The organism is Methylobacter sp. Wu1, from assembly GCF_036553575.1.
GTDB lineage: Bacteria > Pseudomonadota > Gammaproteobacteria > Methylococcales > Methylomonadaceae > Methylobacter.
In genome coordinates, this window is sequence record NZ_JAZHOC010000034.1 from 1 (window position 1) to 15,737 (window position 15,737).

The following is a 15,737-nucleotide window of genomic DNA, read 5'->3' on the forward strand; positions in this document are numbered from 1 at the left end:
GTTGTCTAATAGTTGAGGTAAGGTAATCATCCGTCCTATATGGCGATACTGAACCTCAAATTCAAGGAGTCAACAATGCTTGGGTATCTCCCCGGAATCCAATAAGAGCCAAAAGGAAATATACCCGAATTGCCGAACAGAGGGATGGCCTGGGCATTATTGGTTTTAATAATTTAACCTGAGTTCGGTTTAAGCATTCTGTAAAAGAGGGAGTAAATCAGCCTCACGTAATTGAAGAGCCGGCTTTTTATCCTGATAGGAATAAGCGACCAAACTCGCGATGATATTGGACATATAATTGGCCAACGAGCGATGCCGCGAGTGCTCGAGATCGCCAATATTCTTGAGCTGATCATTGATGGTTTCGATGATACTGCGCTTGCGCAGCAGCAATTGATCAAAGGCATCCATGGCTTGAGCTTTCATGTTCTTTTTCAAGGTGGTAATCAGTTTAATCTTCTCATCGGCTAACAGCTGGGTTAATTTTTTGGAAATATAGCCTCGGTCGCCGAACAGCTTGCCGGTCAATGATTGCACCATTTTGGGTACTGGTTTTCTATCATCGACATTGCCGGCGGTGATGCAAAATGACAGAATCTCACCCTGGTCGTTAACAATCAGATGCAATTTGAAGCCATAAAACCAGCCCGTCGATGACTTGCCTCGACCCGCTTCCTTGACGAGGGTTTTGTGCCTGGGAATACGGATATTCTTGCAGACTTTCAGAGGCGTAGAATCAATAAAAGCGATGCCTGCCGAGACGCCGCGACGACTGTTCATAAAGGCGGTAATCGGCGCCAACAGTTCTGGCATCAGTTCGATAAAGCGGTTATAGCTCAACAGGCTAGGAAACTCAGATTGCCAATAGCGTTGTACATGCTTCAGGTAAAACCATTTGAAAGTTCGAAAGCCTGATTGATGGTAAGACATTAAAATCGTGATCATTTCGCTATAACTCATTCGATGCGGACGATGGCGTTTCTTCTCGCCTTGAATGAGCTGATTTTTTTGCCATTCAACTATAAAGGTTCGGCAAAAATCGTCCACATCGCAGAATAAGTGTGTTAATTTTATCAGTAGCAGGTTTTTTGTTTGAGAAAGTTAGCGTCGAAAACTTATTTTCTCTTTTTATAACAAAAACCTGCTTCTTTTTCTTATCCCGAACTCAGGTTAATTTAATAAGTTTCCTGTGCAAGAATAATAAAAACGAAACGGAAAATTTAATTCCGACTCAGAAAAAAGATCCCAGAATTGTCGGAAACTGGCAGGTTCCCGATTTGGAACTGGTGCCGGAAGGTTGTGAATGGATGCATCAGATGGAAACGCATCACAGGAAAGAGCATCAGGATTCAGCAATAAACAGAATCTTGAAGTTCAGCAGGGAAATCTCATACGACAGCCGAGTCTGGAAGCCGTCGGATATTGAGAAGAGCAAATTGCTTGAAGATGTGTCCGTTGGCGCTTTTGAAATAATTAATAGCAGCGCCCAGGGGCTGTATATATTATGGAAATCCGCTGATTTAAAGGTTAGGGTCGGCGATATTTTTGCGCTGATTTCGGCTAAGGATAATAGAGTGGAGACAGGCTTGATCCGCAGAGTTGATAAGTTTGATCAGCAGGGCGTAGGCTTGGGAATCGAAATGCTTGGCTTTGAATCCGAAGTGGTCGGCTTGATACCGCCCGGCCAGAAAGAATCGTCTTGTCGGGCTGTTTTTCTTCCGGGCATCAAGGCATTAAAGCAGCGAGACAGTATTGTCTATAGCTCGAGCGATTTTTCTGTGGGCATATTTGTTAATATGCGGCATGGAGAAAAAAATATCTCATGCCGTTTACATAAATTAATAAACTCCACTTCCGCTGTCAGTCATGTGGAGCTGTTTTATGTTACAGATTCAGTCTAAACCAGTTGTTACTGGTCGGTATTATAGTGTTTATGAATACCGTTTATATTCCGAATATAGACTTTATTGGAGGAATAATTTTTTGATTATTAGCTCTAGTAATCTCTATGTTAGAATAAATAATTACTTGTAATTTTTTGCAGGTAAGGAAAGTGCGTTAATAACCATATAATAAGAAGGACATGCAATGAAAACTAGAGAAATTATCGCAGTAGGTTTATTCGGTTTGGCTTTATTGACTGGTTGCAATAAAGGAGAGGAAACTACTACGCCTGCAACAGGCAGCTCATCAGAGACTGCGCCTGCAGCGACTACTCCTGCACCAGAAACTACAGCACCTGCTGAATCAGCGCCAGCAGAACCAGCTCCTGCACCTGCTGAATCAGCACCAGCAGCACCTGCCACTGAAGGCAAATAAATAGAAATAACCGGAAATGCGCCCTGCATTTTCGGCTGCTCATTTTTGAATGAGTGCCGGGTATGGCTTATGCCCGGCAAATCCCCTCGCTTAACTCACCGGACATATCCCGCAATGATATGAACTCTGCATTTTTAATCGGCAAAGTACTTTCCGATAAGCGAAACTACGGCTTCTAATAATTCAACTCCCAGGCTCTTGTCCGCGTAATCGGATGGGGATGCGTCAGTATAATCGCGAGTCATTTTATGACGACCTGTTCTTTTTTCGGCTTGAATTGTCCGCTCATGCAGTAGCTGGCCGCCGGCCTTCTTCCATTCCATAAGATGGGTTATTTCGCCGCTGTCGAGCCAGATGCCATGGTTTTTGCAGCGGTCGACAACCACGCCGCTGCGATGGGCGAATACGCGCCGGTTCATAAAGGTGCGGCAGACAGGACATTTGATGTATTTGACTTTTTTATTGGCTTGATGGCGATCCTTATTGATATTGTCCAGATATTGCCGATTTGCTTCGGAAACGTTCGGGGCAGTGCTTTCAAGCAAGATGTCTATTTCTCCGGGATCAAAAAACAATCCAAAACAATATTCACAGCGCTCGACCAGAACGGTGCCGTTGATATTGATGGTTTGCAAGGGTTTCTCGCAATGAGGGCACAGTCGGTCAGGCCGTCTCTGGATAGCGGTATATGAATGCCTGTTGTTCAGATCGACATCATTGTATGAGCCGCAATATGAACATTTGTTGGTGTTTGCCGGCAGCGGTGCTGCACAACTGATGCATTTAGCCATAATTTCATGGTTTATCTATGAAGATGATCTGCCCGCATCGCCTTTGATGTATCATGTTTTAATGTGCCAAGCCGGAACACGGCGCGTACGAGCATCAATTAGTCTTTTTGCATATGCATTCAAAACATAAATTATAGTCAACAATCAGGAGGTAGTGTGGCAATCAGAAAATTCAATGATAAGCAGCCCAGCATCGGCAGGTCCGTCTATATCGATGACAGCGCCGTGGTGATTGGCGATGTGACGATCGGCGATGACGTGTCAATATGGCCGACGACAGTAGTCAGAGGCGATGTGGAAAGCATCAGGATCGGCGAGGGCACCAATGTTCAGGATGGAGCCGTATTGCACGTATCGCATGCCGGCAAGTTTTCGCCGCAAGGGCATCCGTTAACTATCGGCAAAGGCGTGACGATCGGGCATCGGGCCGTGGTTCATGCCTGCACTGTCGGGAATTACTGTCTGATAGGCGTCGGCGCCATTATTATGGATGATGCCGTACTCGAGGACTATGTCATGCTGGGAGCCGGAGCGCTGGTGCCGCCCGGAAAAACGCTGGAAAGCGGTTATCTCTACGTGGGCGCGCCCGCCAAGCAGGCAAGACTTTTAAAAGAGTCTGAAAAAGAATTTCTGGAGTATTCTTCTCAGCATTATATGCATTTGAAGGACCAGTATTTGAAATAGGTCAAAATGAAAGTGCAGCGTGGCCGAGGCTGTGAAAGTATCCAGTATAGAAGGATAACCACGAAGAACACGAACGGCTCCAGGGACAGATTTTGCTCCCCGGCAACTGCTCTCATGCGTCGCCTAAAGGGCCTGCTCTATTACTACACGCCATCCGTGGCGTTATGCATATCTGCATTCACCCCATCCATGGGGCTCATGGAGGAGGTAGAATTGCGTCTGGAACAGCAATCGAGAGCACGAAGTTTAATGAACAGGACTTAAGCAAGCCTGTGGGGGCGACTTCAGGCGCCCATTCAGATAAAAGGCGACTAAAGTCGCCCCTACAGGTTTTAAAACCGCTTGTTTCGGCGGTTGAACAGGAAAACTGCGTAAGTCCTGATGAATTGATTTCCAGGATTATTTACTTCGTGCCCTTCGTGGTGAATTACACTTTGTTTAGTGCCTGATACAGATTCGGCCGTACTGTTGCCTACTTCACGCTCGGCGCTCCGAATTGAGCAATTCAATAACGGGCCGGGTTTCAGGATGAACGCCGCGCCAGATGAAAAATGCCTCGGCCGCCTGTTCGACCAGCATGCCAAGTCCGTCCAGACTTTTTGCCGCGTTTTGCCTGAGCCCCCAGCGCACGAAAGCTGTCGGTTCGTTGCCATAGGCGAGATCGTAGCAGACGCCGTTTTCAGCCAGCAGTCCCTCAGGCAAAGGTGGCAGTTGGTCGCTTAAACTGGCCGAAGTCGCGTTTAAAATCAAATCAAATTGCCGGCTCTGCAAGTCGTCAAGTCCGCAGCCGCTGACAACTCCCTTGTGATGGAAAGCTTGCGCCAGATCAATGGCTTTGTCGACAGTGCGGTTGGCGATGACTATGGAATGCGGGGCCTGCTCAAGGAGAGGGCCTATGATGCCTCTGCCGGCGCCGCCCGCGCCCAGGATTAAAATCCGGCTTCCCGTTAAGGCGATGGTATGGTTGGCTGTCAGGTCCGTTACCAAGCCTTTGCCGTCCGTGTTATCGCCGAGAATAGAGCCGTCCGCCTGTACGGCGAGCGTATTGACCGCCCGGCTAAGCTGAGCCCGCTCGGTTTTGCTGTCGGCAAAAGCCCAGGCCAGCCCTTTCAGGGGTACCGTACAGTTCAGTCCTTTGCCGCCTGCGGTGAAAAAGGCCGTGGCCGCGCTCTGGAATTGTTCGGCAGGCACATCCTGCGCGGTATATTCAAGCGATTGGCCTGTCTGCTCGGCGAAAAGCCGATGGATTCTAGGGGATTTGCTGTGCTTGATGGGATGGCCGAAAACGGCATAGCGATCTGTTGTCATCATGGTTATTCTCTTTTTTCCACCCAGTATTCCCACAAGATCGTCAGCAGCACAATGCCGATGGCAATCAGTATTTCTATCCACAGAAAGTGTTCCGTGTAAGCGGCAACAACAGCGGAAGTACCCATGAACAGCCCGACCAGACTGAAGCGCCAGCCTACCCGCAGGCCATCGAGGATGGTCGACAGCGACAAAATCAATAAAATGACCAGACCTGCGCTTTCAGGATCGATGCGGCCGGATTTTTGCACTAAGAACGCGCCGCCGACCACTATCAGGGAAGTGAGCCAGTGAATGGACTGCTCGCGCACTATTTTCTTGAAATCGTCGATATTATGCTTGGATTGCAGCCAGCCGATCAGTATCCCGAACAGGCCGAAAACGAACACCATGATAATCCAGTAACCCAAACCATCGGCAGGAGAAAAATCGTTGATGCCGATGCCTACCAGCGACAGGATCAGCAGCAGGACCAGGATGGCTTCTTCAAAGTGAAACCTTCTCTTGGGGGGAATTAGATAATCTTCTGACATGGTACGGATTCCAGATTTAGGGTTATGAAAAATGCTTGTTCCAGAGAGCTAGGGCAACAATTGATTAGTCCTGCAACCATTGCGCCACGGATTTGGCAAAATAAGTCAGAATCGCATCGCTGCCGGCGCGCTTGAAGGCCAGCAGGGATTCCAGAACAACTTGCTGCTCATCCAGCCAGCCGTTCATGGCGGCCGCTTTGAGCATGGCATATTCGCCGCTGACCTGATAGGCGAAAGTCGGCACGCCGTACTGGTCCTTTACGCGGCGGATAATATCAAGATAAGGCATGCCGGGCTTGATCATGATCATATCGGCGCCTTCCTGCAGATCCAGCTGAACTTCGCGCAGCGCCTCATCGGAGTTGGCCGGGTCCATCTGATAGCTGTATTTATTGCCTTTGCCCAGATTGCCGGCCGAGCCGACGGCATCTCGGAAAGGGCCGTAAAAGCTCGAGGCATATTTGGCGGAATAGGCGAGGATGCGCGTATTGATATGATTTTGGGCTTCCAGCGCTTCTCTTATCGCGCCGATGCGCCCGTCCATCATATCCGAAGGCGCGACGATATCGGCTCCGGCTTCTGCATGGGATAGCGCCTGCTTGACCAGCACGGCTATCGTTTCGTCGTTCATGACATAGCCGTCCTGATTGATCAGGCCATCCTGCCCGTGGGACGTGAAGGGATCGAGGGCGACATCGGTAATAATGCCCAATTCCGGCAAGGCTTTCTTTAAAGCCCTTACGCTACGCTGAGCCAGGCCGTCAGGGTTGTAAGCCTCCGCAGCGTCATCGGACTTTTTATCCAAAGACGTTACCGGAAACAGCGCAATGGCAGGAATGCCGAGATCATAAAGCGCATGCGCCTCTTCCAGCAACAAGTCCAGGGAGAGCCGCTCTAAGCCCGGCATCGAGGCGATGGCTTCTCTTTGATTCGTGCCCTCGGTGACGAACATCGGGTAAATCAAGTCATCAACGGATAAGCGGTGTTCGCGCATTAAACGGCGGGAAAAATCGTTATAACGCATTCTTCTCATGCGTGTGCGGGGGAAATTGATGTTATTATATGTCATCTTATCCATAGTCATGGGTTTGGAAATTATCAGAACCTCTGGCTTGAGTCATGCAGTCCGTCAAGTCAGCTTGACGGACTGTTTGGCTTGGGATTTATTTTATCAGGGAATATGGGTCGCTGATATTCGAAAATAGAAAGTATTCGCTAGTTTCAATTCTTAGAGGGTTTTATGAAGGCTAAACAATATACGGTATTTGTTTTATTTGCAGTGTTGCTCGGCTTCATGCCGATGACAAAAGGCATGGCGGCTGATCTGTTGCCTCCACAACAAGCGATTGAAGATGCCTCGACAAAATTACACGCCAAATTGCAGGACAAAACGTTCGCCCAGGATTTTGTCCAGGTTACGCGATTTGTCAATGAAGTCATTATGCCGCATACCGATTTCGATAGAATCTCAGCACTGGTGCTGGGCCCTATCTGGAAAACCGCGACCAACGATGAGCGGGCGCGTTTTAAGCAGGAATTCCAGACGCTGCTGATAAGAACCTATTCCAGAGCCTTCGTTGAGTTCCGCGACTGGACAGTACGGTTTCTGCCGCTGGAAATGGAACCCGGCGCGACAAAAGCCGTCGTCAAAACCGAAGTTCTGCAACCCGGCATTCAGCCTGTTGCGGTAAATTACCGGATGGTACAGAGCCAAGGCAACTGGAAAGCCTACGATATTATGATTGAAGGCGTCAGTCTCGTGACCAACTACCGTACGACTTTCACCAATGAAGTCAAGACCAAGGGTTCACTGGCCGCAGTGATCGACGGATTGGCCAAACGCAACGCTGAAGCGCTTGCTTCAGGCACAACAGCCTCCAGGTCTTAATTGCCCGACCTTCGTCTTCTAGTTTTGATTGCCACGAAGCTTGCAAGCTTCGTGGCAATGCTCACTAGCTCCGATTGACCGCCTGTACAATTCCCCGTTTTTTTTCAGTTAATGCTGTGCCCGGATGCGGACAGCGCATTTAACTTTACCTGAATGATTGATTATCAACCTTTAATTGAAACGCTGCTCGAGGCCAAGGCCGATGCCTGGGTTCAGATATTGCCGCAACAGTTGGCCCGAACATTCGAACCGGCGAATCACGGCACATTGGCCCAATGGCAGGCGCTGATCGAGCAATTGCCGAAACCGGAACATACTGGCGCATCGTTAGATGCCGATGCCGTACGGATAGACTGCCCTGAAGATCTGACTGATGAAGCCTGCCAGCAGTTAAAAGACCAGCTCAAGGTTTTGCACCCGTGGCGCAAAGGTCCTTATGATCTGTTTGGCATTAAAATTGACACCGAATGGCATTCGGACTGGAAATGGGATCGCCTGAAAAACCACATCGCGCCGTTAGCCAATCGCCTGGTGCTGGATGTCGGCTGCGGCAACGGCTATCACTGCTGGCGCATGCTCGGGGCCGGAGCCCGCATGGTGGTCGGCATTGACCCGCTGCTGCTTAACGTCATGCAATTTCAGGCGATCCGAAAACTGCACGGCGAGGCGCCTGTTTATGTGTTGCCTATTGGCATGGAAGAAGTGCCTTATGGCTTGAAACTGTTCGATACGGTCTTTTCCATGGGCGTGCTGTACCACCGCCGTTCGCCTATTGATCATCTGCTCGAATTAAAAGAAAGCCTGCGGCCGGGCGGTGAACTGGTGCTGGAAACACTGGTCATAGACGGCGGGCCAGGGCAGGTGCTGGTGCCCGAAGGCCGCTATGCCTGCATGCGCAATGTCTGGTTCTTGCCGACCTGCGATACGTTGATCGGCTGGATGAGACGCTGCGGTTTCACCAATATCCGCATTGTCGACGTGACCGTCACCAGCACGGAAGAACAGCGCACGACGGAATGGATGACTTTTCATTCGCTCAAGGATTTTCTTGATCCCAACGATCCGAACCTTACCCGCGAAGGCCTGCCCGCCCCCAAGCGTGCCATTATTATTGCAAATCCGGCTTAACCCGGCTGTTTAACATTATAGAGATTGAAATGACTGCCTCAAAGACTGCCCCACATATCGGTTTTATTAGTTTGGGTTGCCCGAAAGCCCTGGTCGATAGCGAAAGGATTCTAACCAAGCTGCGTGCCGAAGGTTACACCATTTCACCGACTTATCAGGACGCCGATCTGGTGGTCGTCAATACCTGCGGTTTTATCGATGCCGCGGTCGAGGAATCGCTCGACAGCATCGGCGAAGCGCTGGCCCATAACGGCAAAGTCATCGTGACCGGCTGCCTGGGCTCCAGAGAAGCTGAAATCCGCGCCCGCCATCCGCAGGTGCTGAAAGTGACCGGCGCGCATGCGCTGGAAGAAGTCGTGGCTTCAGTGCACGAGCATCTGCCGCCGCCTCACGATCCGTTTACCAGCCTGGTGCCGCCGCAAGGCATCAAGCTGACGCCGCGTCATTATGCCTATTTGAAAATTTCCGAAGGCTGCAATCACCGCTGCACGTTCTGCATCATTCCGTCCATGCGCGGCGACCTGGTCAGCCGGCCTGTCGACGATGTCCTGTATGAAGCCGAACGTTTGGCCAATGCCGGCGTCAAGGAACTGCTGGTCGTATCGCAGGATACCAGTGCCTATGGCCTGGACCTGAAGTACCAGAGCCGCGACTGGAAAGGCCGTTTCGTGCAAACGCGGTTTTATGATCTGGCTGAAGCGCTGGGCGATCTGGGCATCTGGGTGCGCATGCATTATGTGTATCCGTATCCGCATGTCGATGACGTGATTCCGCTCATGGCCGAAGGCAAAATCCTGCCTTATCTGGACATCCCGTTTCAGCATGCCAGCAGCCGCATATTGAAACTGATGAAGCGTCCGGCGGCCAGCGAAAACAATCTGGACAGAATTCGGGCATGGCGGGAAGTCTGCCCCGATCTCACTCTGCGCAGCACCTTCATCGTCGGCTTCCCGGGCGAAACCGAGCAGGAGTTTGAAGAATTGCTCAACTTTTTGACCGAGGCGCAAATGGACCGGGTTGGATGCTTTGCCTATTCTCCGGTCAAAGGCGCAGCCGCCAATGACTTGCCGGATCAGGTACCTGAGGAAGTCAAGCAGGAGCGTTTAGCGCGTTTCATGGCGCATCAGGCCGAAATCAGCGCCGCACGCCTGCAGCAGCGCATAGGCCGCATTGAGACTGTGCTGATCGATGAAGTCGTCGAGGAAGGCGCTGTCGCCAGAAGCAAGGCCGATGCGCCGGAAATCGATGGGCAGGTGTTCATTGATGGCGCAACGCATCTGAAAGTCGGGGACTTTGTTGAAGTCGAACTGGAAGAGGCCGATGAGTACGATATGTGGGGGCATCTGGTTTAACATTCCACGTGTCAAGTTGTAGGTACGCACTGCGTACCTTTTTAGAGTTGCGGAGCCGATAAACGTCGAAAAAGGTATGCAATGCATACCCTACAACTTTTTATTTTCTTTCGGCAAACCATTTCTGGGCAAAGAAGCCGGCATAAATCGAAGCGACCATGACCACTGCTTCCAGTGTACCCAATCCCAAGCCAGATACAGCAGGCCCCGGGCAATAGCCGGTCATTCCCCAGCCTATGCCGAACAGGCCGGCTCCCAATAGCAAAGGTTTATCGATCTCCCGGCGCTTGGAAACGTGAAAGCCGTCGTCCAGTATGGGAGCCGGACGCTTCAGCACCCACCTGAAAGATACAAACGCCACTGCAAGAGCGCCGATCATGACAAACATAAGGCTCGGGTCCCAGTTGCCGGCGATGTCGAGAAAGCCCAGCACTTTATCGGGATTGACCATCTGCGACAGCGACAGCCCTATGCCGAATAGAATGCCGCTTAAGAGGGCGAGCAGGATTCTTTTCATGCAGTCAGCTCCAGAACATGGCGAATGATGTATACAGTGACAATGCCGCCGGCCATAAAAGTCAGTGTAGCCAATATCGAGCGCGGCGATAAATTGGCGATGCCGCAGATGCCATGGCCGCTGGTGCAGCCGTTGCTCATGCGGGTGCCGAAACCGACCAGGAATCCACCCGCTGCCAATAGCCCTAAAGGATAGTTTTGCCGCATTGCAATGAAGTCAGGCGCAATCAGGCTGAATAAAACTGCGCCGATGACCAGGCCGGCCAGGAAGGCAAGCCGCCAGCTCATTTCGCTTCCGGACGAGTTGAATACGCCGTTCATGATGCCGCTGATGCCGGCCATGCGGCCATTGAACAGCAGCAGGAGTGTTGCGCTGATGCCGATCAGCGCGCCGCCCGTTAAAGCAGAAACAGGGGTGAAATTTTCCACAAAACAAACTCCGGTTAATAATGAATTGGGAATATTCTACTATTTTCCGGCTCATTCTGCTGAGCTAGGTAGAAAGTGGGCGGGCTTTTTTTGCTTTCACACCTGTTTAGAATGACAGGGTAGGCCTAAAGCCGGTTGCGAGCGGAAGATTCAATGGTCTGCGCATCTAAACCACCCTACAGCCTTGAATCCACGCGGCGCTGGTTGCGATGACCTCATCCATGACTGCCTGCTCGCTACGGTTAAACCGCTTCAGCACCTTAAAGGAGTGATCGCCGCCTTCGATGACATGCAAGTCGGGTTGAACGGGCAGCGTCTTTAAAACCGCCTGTAACTTATCGAGATCGCATAAGGCGTCGCGCGTGCCTTGAAAAAACAGCATCGGTGCCGAGATGGCCGATAGATGTTCGGCGCGCAATTTGCCGGCTTTACCTGCCGCGTGCAATGGATAACCGTACAGAATGACGCCGCCGAATCCCGGACGTTGCGCCGCTACCATCGACGCATAACGTCCGCCCATGCTTTTGCCGGACAGTATCAGTTTTTCCGGCGCAAGCCGGGCCTTTTCCAAGACGGCATCGATGACAGCCTGCCAGGCAGCTTCCAGGACGGCAGGCCGGTCAGGCGCCTTGCGGCCTTGCTCCATGTAGGGAAAATTGAATTTGACGGTCAAAATGCCGTGTTCGGCGATGCCTTCATGCAGGGCGCAGACAAATCCGGACTGCATGTCATTGCCGGCGCCATGCGCAATAATCAACGCGTGTTGGTATTGTTCAGGGATCAGCCAAACGGAACTGATTTCAGCGCTGTCGTTGACTTGAATCCGATGATTTTCCAGTTTCATAGAGAATAAGCTTGACGAGTTAGTAAAATGTTGTAGAATACGCGCTCTGCAAACGGAGCGGTAGTTCAGTTGGTTAGAATACCGGCCTGTCACGCCGGGGGTCGCGGGTTCGAGCCCCGTCCGCTCCGCCATTCATGCAAGTGACACTAAAGCCCTCAACCGGGCTTTTTTTATGCCCGGCGTTCAAGCCGGGTTGTCGCTGCCGATAAAAAAACAGTCCACATCGAATTGCTCGCGTGTTTTTTCCATCAGAGCCTGTATGCCGAACTGTTCGGTGGCATGGTGTCCGCCCGCGAACATGTGTACGCCGTTTTCCTGACTTTCATGCCAGTCATGCTCGCTGATTTCCCCGGTTATGTAGGCGTCCAGCCCTTCTTTCGCCGCCAGTCGCCATTCGCTGTTCGCGCCGCCCGTAATGATGCCGACGGATCGGATTAGGGCATTGCTGTCCGGCGTCGCCAAAATAACGGTATGTTTGAGAACTTCGGCCAGCTTTGCCTGCAATTGCGGCGCTGTCAGAGGCGATTCCAGCACGCCTTTGATGCCCGTTGCCGAGCCCTTGTAATCGCCGAATGGCTGTTGTTGCCCGCAGCCGATCAGCCGGCCCAAGGTAGCGGCATTGCCGATGCCGGCATGGCCATCCAAAGGCAGGTGGTAACCGAACAGGTTGATGTTATGCCTGACCAGCGGCAGCACGCGTTGGGCAAAGGCGCCGGTCAAAGACCGGGCGCCGTGAAAGCTCCAGAACAGGCCGTGATGCACGACCAAAGCATCGGCCCGGCTGTCGATGGCCTGCCTGATCGAATCGCGCGTCGCGGATACGGCGAAGGCGATGCGCCCGATTTCGCCGATTCCTTCTATTTGCAGACCGTTCGGGCAGTAATCTGCATAGCTTCGCGGATTCAGCAGGCTGTCGTAAAAATCGTTGAGTTGTTGCTGCGTAATCATGAGCTTAACCTATAGTGCCGCCAGATCGTTTTAAAAGTTTCGGTCAGCGTCTGATCATCGGCGGCGATGCGCGTAGACAGGTCCTGCTCAGAGAACCAGTCGCCGGCCTCGATTTCCTCTGGCGCCAAGGTAAACGGGCCGTTGTGCCGGCAACGGTAAACCTGGATGAATTCCATGCCGATAGCGGCTGTGGCCGGCAGCTTGAACAGAGGTTCCAGCCCGTCGCCTGCTTTGATGCCCAATTCTTCCTCGATTTCGCGGAGCGCGCAACTATCGTAATCTTCGCCGGCGTCGACATGACCGGCCGCCGAAGTATCCCACAGGCCGGCATTGAGGTCTTTCAGCAGCGATCTTTTCTGAAGAAAGAGCCGGTCCTGATCGTCGAAGACCAGGATATGTACGGCCCGGTGGCGCAAGGATTGGGCATGGACATAGTGACGCGGCAGCGTATTGATCACGCAGTCGTTTTCATCGACGACCGGGAGCAGTTCGTTGTACATAAAGGAATCTGACAGTGAGAAAACAGGCTATGGATTTTAGACTGTTATGGCGGACGCGCAAGCCCGCTTTGAGAAAATTGCCCGCCTTGCAGGGCGGGCAGGGCAGCGTTTACCGGGCTTTGCCGACTTCTGAGGCTGCCGGCACTTCGACCAGCCGGCCGGATTTTACGTCGTAAATGTAGCCGTAAACGGGAATGCTGGGCGGCACCAGCGGATGATTCTTAATGCGCGTCACATCTTCGAGCACGCTTTGTTCCTGATTCTTGATGGTCAGCCAGTCGATATATTTGCCTTCGCAAGAACCCGGACCTTCGCAGCAATCATGCCAGCCGTTTTCATCGATACTGGCGGTCTTCAGGCTGCTGCTTAACAGGTCACGCATGATCTCGTCGTTAAAGGTCTCCATGCCGCAATCGCTGTGGTGAATGACAAACCATTCACGCGTGCCAAGCAGTTTGTAAGAAATGACCAGCGAGCGGATCGCATCATCGCTGGCACGGCCGCCGGCATTGCGGATGACATGCGCATCGCCTTCGGAAAGACCGGCGTATTTGGCCGGGTCCAGGCGTGCGTCCATGCAGGTCAGGATCGCGAAGTGACGGCCTGGCGGCATCGGCAGATCGCCTTTGTCGCCAAAATTATTCACATACTCTCTGTTCGCTGACAGAACTTCATTCAGAATTTTGCTCATGATTTCCTCTCATTATTATTATCGGCTATAAAAAAACCGTTGAGCCTTAACATGTTGCATGTATAAGACTCAACGGCTCTAAACTATCTCCGCTTTGAAGTCTATTCCAATAAACCCGTGTTTTAAATAGAGATAAAAATTTATACAATATAAACTGATAGTTTATAATTGAAATTCATGGATAAATTAAACAACATTCAAGTCTTCTGCCGCATCGTAGAATTGGGCACATTCGCCGCTGTCGCGCGCGAAATGAATCTCTCGGCCATGATGATCAGCAAATATATGGCCCAGTTGGAGGAGTCTTTAGGCGTGGCTCTGCTGAACAGGACCACGCGCCAATTGAGCTTGACGGAAGCCGGCGAAATCTATTATTACCGCAGCAAGCAATTGCTCGAGGATTTCTCGGAACTGGACGAGTACACTGCACAGCTGGGGCGGCAGGTAAAAGGCACATTGAAGATCAGCGCGCCGATTGATTTTGGCGGCATTTATATGGTGCCTGCCATTGATGCCTATCAGCGCGAACATCCGGGCGTTAGAATTCAGATGACTTTGCATAATAGCCGCGTCAATTTGAGCGAAGGCAGTTTTGACCTGTCCATTTTGGTTACCGATAGCCTGGAGCCGGGCGTCGTAGCCCGGAAAATAGCCGAAACGCGCCTGTGCACGTATGCCTCGCCTGCCTATCTGGCTGAGCACGGCGAGCCTGAACAGATTGATGCGCTGCATTCGCACCGTTGCCTGCATTATATCGACACGCCGCACAAAGATTATTGGGTGTTTAATATTGATGAGGATGAGGTTAAAATCAAAACCAACTGGCATTTCGCTTCCAACAACGGCAGGGCCTTATGCCAGGCGGCGGCTTTAGGCATGGGCATCACGCAGGCGCCGGAAATATCGGTCGCGAATTATTTGGCGCACGGCCAGCTGGTAGAGATCCTGCAAGCGTATCGCATGCCTTCATTGGCTGTCTATGCCACTTATTTGCAAAGGCGCTTTTTGCCGGCCAAGCTTACGACGTTTGTCGATTTTTTGATTAAATACTTTGCTGAAAATAATAACTACAACGACGACAAGCTTAATACAAGGGAAAAGACTACAATTTAATATATGGAACAGTTAACTATGGCAAGACGAAGCGAACACAGTCTGGAAGAAATCAAGGAAATGGTTCTGAGGGCCGCCGAGAATATAGTGGTCGAGGAAGGCTACGAGGCGTTGACCGTGCGCAAGATCGCGTTGGAGATAGGTTATACGGTAGGCAGCATCTACATGGTATTCGCCAATATGGCCGATCTGGGTCTGCACATTAAAGGGCGAACGCTTGACGACATTGCCGCGCATCTGGAAGTGTTTGATGATGACTCGGCGGAACAGTGTATAGAAGTGCTGGCCAAGGCTTATCTGCGCTATGCGAGCCAAAACTATAACCGCTGGCGCATGATTTTTCAGCAGCGTTTGCCGGAGCAGACAGATATTCCGGACTGGTACCAGGCGAAAATCGATCAGGTTTTCAGGGAGATGGAAGCACAGTTCGTCCGGCTGACACCGCAATGCGACGAAGCGCAACGAAAGCGTGCGGCCCGTGCATTATGGGGCGGGATTCACGGCATCTGCGAGCTGTCGCTGACCGGCAGAATGGATCTGGTCGGCGTTCATGATGTGGAAGAGAGTGTCGTGTTGCTGGTCAGGAACTTTATCCGCGGCTGGGTGGCGCAGGCGCATTAACTGGCAACCCTGTAAGGGCGAATTCCAACAGTAGGCGCTTCGCCTAGAGCGCCTACTGTTGGAAGTCGCCCC

20 protein-coding genes and 1 tRNA gene are annotated in these 15,737 nt (G+C 51.5%); 9 read left to right on the forward strand and 12 right to left on the reverse strand.

The features are described 5' to 3' along the window. Positions 1-189: 189 nt before the first annotated feature. Positions 190-1,077, reverse strand: a complete 888-nt coding sequence (locus tag V2P20_RS03815; protein WP_331816395.1) for an IS982 family transposase — start codon at positions 1,075-1,077, stop codon at positions 190-192. On the opposite strand from V2P20_RS03815, the gene V2P20_RS03820 reads away from it, so the two are divergent. Further along, positions 1,062-1,901 carry a hypothetical protein gene (locus V2P20_RS03820; RefSeq protein WP_331816282.1) on the forward strand — a complete coding sequence of 280 codons (840 nt, stop codon included), beginning with the start codon at positions 1,062-1,064 and terminating at the stop codon, positions 1,899-1,901. The genes V2P20_RS03815 and V2P20_RS03820 overlap by 16 nt on opposite strands. A 123-nt stretch (positions 1,902-2,024) precedes the next feature. Here V2P20_RS03820 and V2P20_RS03825 read toward each other — a convergent pair whose 3' ends face one another. Together V2P20_RS03825 and V2P20_RS03830 are read right to left on the reverse strand one after the other, a co-directional pair. Further along, entirely contained in the window at positions 2,025-2,348 is a 324-nt protein-coding gene (locus tag V2P20_RS03825) for a hypothetical protein (protein ID WP_331816284.1), read from the reverse strand. A gap of 105 nt (positions 2,349-2,453) precedes the next feature. Next, on the reverse strand, positions 2,454-2,738 hold the full coding sequence (locus tag V2P20_RS03830; RefSeq protein WP_348532241.1) for a hypothetical protein: 285 nt from the start codon (positions 2,736-2,738) through the stop codon (positions 2,454-2,456). Here V2P20_RS03830 and V2P20_RS20270 point away from each other — a divergent pair. Both V2P20_RS20270 and V2P20_RS03840 read left to right on the forward strand, forming a co-directional pair. After that, complete coding sequence (locus tag V2P20_RS20270; RefSeq protein WP_348532242.1) at positions 2,646-3,011, forward strand: hypothetical protein; 366 nt, start codon at positions 2,646-2,648, stop codon at positions 3,009-3,011. The two genes, V2P20_RS03830 and V2P20_RS20270, sit on opposite strands and share 93 nt — an antisense overlap. Positions 3,012-3,266: 255 nt before the next feature. Next, positions 3,267-3,794, forward strand: coding sequence for a gamma carbonic anhydrase family protein (locus V2P20_RS03840; protein ID WP_331816286.1), 528 nt, complete (start codon positions 3,267-3,269; stop codon positions 3,792-3,794). Between the two features lie 477 nt (positions 3,795-4,271). Here V2P20_RS03840 and aroE read toward each other — a convergent pair whose 3' ends face one another. From aroE to hemB, 3 genes are all read right to left on the reverse strand, one after another. Then, on the reverse strand, positions 4,272-5,105 hold the full coding sequence (gene aroE, locus V2P20_RS03845; RefSeq protein WP_331816288.1) for a shikimate dehydrogenase: 834 nt from the start codon (positions 5,103-5,105) through the stop codon (positions 4,272-4,274). Between the two features lie 2 nt (positions 5,106-5,107). Beyond that, on the reverse strand, positions 5,108-5,635 hold the full coding sequence (locus V2P20_RS03850) for a hypothetical protein (RefSeq protein WP_194971665.1): 528 nt from the start codon (positions 5,633-5,635) through the stop codon (positions 5,108-5,110). 64 nt (positions 5,636-5,699) lie between these two features. After that, on the reverse strand, positions 5,700-6,704 hold the full coding sequence (gene hemB, locus V2P20_RS03855; protein ID WP_348532239.1) for a porphobilinogen synthase: 1,005 nt from the start codon (positions 6,702-6,704) through the stop codon (positions 5,700-5,702). Between the two features lie 171 nt (positions 6,705-6,875). On the opposite strand from hemB, the gene V2P20_RS03860 reads away from it, so the two are divergent. The 3 genes from V2P20_RS03860 (at position 6,876) to rimO (ending at position 10,003) form a co-directional block, all read left to right on the forward strand. Continuing rightward, positions 6,876-7,523, forward strand: a complete 648-nt coding sequence (locus V2P20_RS03860; RefSeq protein ID WP_331816294.1) for an ABC transporter substrate-binding protein — start codon at positions 6,876-6,878, stop codon at positions 7,521-7,523. Between the two features lie 153 nt (positions 7,524-7,676). Then, positions 7,677-8,651 (forward strand): tRNA 5-methoxyuridine(34)/uridine 5-oxyacetic acid(34) synthase CmoB, encoded by a 975-nt coding sequence (gene cmoB, locus V2P20_RS03865; protein ID WP_331816296.1) that lies wholly within the window; start codon positions 7,677-7,679, stop codon positions 8,649-8,651. Between the two features lie 29 nt (positions 8,652-8,680). After that, positions 8,681-10,003 (forward strand): 30S ribosomal protein S12 methylthiotransferase RimO, encoded by a 1,323-nt coding sequence (gene rimO, locus V2P20_RS03870; protein ID WP_331816298.1) that lies wholly within the window; start codon positions 8,681-8,683, stop codon positions 10,001-10,003. 100 nt (positions 10,004-10,103) lie between these two features. Here rimO and V2P20_RS03875 read toward each other — a convergent pair whose 3' ends face one another. The 3 genes from V2P20_RS03875 to V2P20_RS03885 form a co-directional block, all read right to left on the reverse strand. Continuing rightward, on the reverse strand, positions 10,104-10,520 hold the full coding sequence (locus V2P20_RS03875) for a DUF6691 family protein (RefSeq protein WP_331816300.1): 417 nt from the start codon (positions 10,518-10,520) through the stop codon (positions 10,104-10,106). Further along, positions 10,517-10,948: a YeeE/YedE thiosulfate transporter family protein gene (locus V2P20_RS03880; RefSeq protein ID WP_194971659.1), complete on the reverse strand. Its 432-nt coding sequence runs from the start codon at positions 10,946-10,948 to the stop codon at positions 10,517-10,519. The genes V2P20_RS03875 and V2P20_RS03880 overlap by 4 nt, the downstream gene beginning before the upstream one ends. Before the next feature lie 166 nt (positions 10,949-11,114). After that, positions 11,115-11,792 (reverse strand): alpha/beta family hydrolase, encoded by a 678-nt coding sequence (locus tag V2P20_RS03885; protein WP_331816303.1) that lies wholly within the window; start codon positions 11,790-11,792, stop codon positions 11,115-11,117. A gap of 54 nt (positions 11,793-11,846) precedes the next feature. Between V2P20_RS03885 and V2P20_RS03890 the strand changes: the two genes are divergently transcribed. Then, a tRNA-Asp gene (locus V2P20_RS03890) sits at positions 11,847-11,923 on the forward strand. A gap of 52 nt (positions 11,924-11,975) precedes the next feature. Here the strand turns inward: V2P20_RS03890 and V2P20_RS03895 are convergent. The 3 genes from V2P20_RS03895 to V2P20_RS03905 all read right to left on the reverse strand — a co-directional run bounded on the left by V2P20_RS03895 (position 11,976) and on the right by V2P20_RS03905 (position 13,931). Then, positions 11,976-12,740 carry a Nif3-like dinuclear metal center hexameric protein gene (locus V2P20_RS03895; RefSeq protein ID WP_331816305.1) on the reverse strand — a complete coding sequence of 255 codons (765 nt, stop codon included), beginning with the start codon at positions 12,738-12,740 and terminating at the stop codon, positions 11,976-11,978. After that, complete coding sequence (locus V2P20_RS03900) at positions 12,737-13,240, reverse strand: NUDIX domain-containing protein (RefSeq protein ID WP_331816307.1); 504 nt, start codon at positions 13,238-13,240, stop codon at positions 12,737-12,739. Before V2P20_RS03900 ends, V2P20_RS03895 begins: the two co-directional genes overlap by 4 nt. 109 nt (positions 13,241-13,349) lie before the next feature. Next, positions 13,350-13,931: a carbonic anhydrase gene (locus tag V2P20_RS03905; protein ID WP_331816309.1), complete on the reverse strand. Its 582-nt coding sequence runs from the start codon at positions 13,929-13,931 to the stop codon at positions 13,350-13,352. 177 nt (positions 13,932-14,108) lie between these two features. On the opposite strand from V2P20_RS03905, the gene V2P20_RS03910 reads away from it, so the two are divergent. Both V2P20_RS03910 and V2P20_RS03915 read left to right on the forward strand, forming a co-directional pair. After that, on the forward strand, positions 14,109-15,044 hold the full coding sequence (locus V2P20_RS03910) for a LysR family transcriptional regulator (RefSeq protein ID WP_331816311.1): 936 nt from the start codon (positions 14,109-14,111) through the stop codon (positions 15,042-15,044). Between the two features lie 18 nt (positions 15,045-15,062). Next, a complete protein-coding gene (locus V2P20_RS03915; RefSeq protein WP_331816313.1) occupies positions 15,063-15,665 on the forward strand; it encodes a TetR/AcrR family transcriptional regulator in 603 nt (200 codons plus the stop codon). Positions 15,666-15,737: the final 72 nt, after the last annotated feature.

Excerpts from the sequence above, each read along its gene's own strand:
- V2P20_RS03825 (WP_331816284.1), bottom strand. The coding sequence starts at position 2,348 with ATGCAGGGCGCATTTCCGGTTATTTCTATTTATTTGCCTTCAGTGGCA.
- V2P20_RS20270 (WP_348532242.1), top strand. The coding sequence starts at position 2,646 with ATGGGTTATTTCGCCGCTGTCGAGCCAGATGCCATGGTTTTTGCAGCG.
- V2P20_RS03830 (WP_348532241.1), bottom strand. The coding sequence starts at position 2,738 with ATGAACCGGCGCGTATTCGCCCATCGCAGCGGCGTGGTTGTCGACCGC.
- aroE (WP_331816288.1), bottom strand. The coding sequence starts at position 5,105 with ATGATGACAACAGATCGCTATGCCGTTTTCGGCCATCCCATCAAGCAC.
- V2P20_RS03850 (WP_194971665.1), bottom strand. The coding sequence starts at position 5,635 with ATGTCAGAAGATTATCTAATTCCCCCCAAGAGAAGGTTTCACTTTGAA.
- hemB (WP_348532239.1), bottom strand. The coding sequence starts at position 6,704 with ATGACATATAATAACATCAATTTCCCCCGCACACGCATGAGAAGAATG.
- V2P20_RS03860 (WP_331816294.1), top strand. The coding sequence starts at position 6,876 with ATGAAGGCTAAACAATATACGGTATTTGTTTTATTTGCAGTGTTGCTC.
- cmoB (WP_331816296.1), top strand. The coding sequence starts at position 7,677 with ATGATTGATTATCAACCTTTAATTGAAACGCTGCTCGAGGCCAAGGCC.
- rimO (WP_331816298.1), top strand. The coding sequence starts at position 8,681 with ATGACTGCCTCAAAGACTGCCCCACATATCGGTTTTATTAGTTTGGGT.
- V2P20_RS03875 (WP_331816300.1), bottom strand. The coding sequence starts at position 10,520 with ATGAAAAGAATCCTGCTCGCCCTCTTAAGCGGCATTCTATTCGGCATA.
- V2P20_RS03885 (WP_331816303.1), bottom strand. The coding sequence starts at position 11,792 with ATGAAACTGGAAAATCATCGGATTCAAGTCAACGACAGCGCTGAAATC.
- V2P20_RS03895 (WP_331816305.1), bottom strand. The coding sequence starts at position 12,740 with ATGATTACGCAGCAACAACTCAACGATTTTTACGACAGCCTGCTGAAT.
- V2P20_RS03900 (WP_331816307.1), bottom strand. The coding sequence starts at position 13,240 with ATGTACAACGAACTGCTCCCGGTCGTCGATGAAAACGACTGCGTGATC.
- V2P20_RS03905 (WP_331816309.1), bottom strand. The coding sequence starts at position 13,931 with ATGAGCAAAATTCTGAATGAAGTTCTGTCAGCGAACAGAGAGTATGTG.
- V2P20_RS03910 (WP_331816311.1), top strand. The coding sequence starts at position 14,109 with ATGGATAAATTAAACAACATTCAAGTCTTCTGCCGCATCGTAGAATTG.
- V2P20_RS03915 (WP_331816313.1), top strand. The coding sequence starts at position 15,063 with ATGGCAAGACGAAGCGAACACAGTCTGGAAGAAATCAAGGAAATGGTT.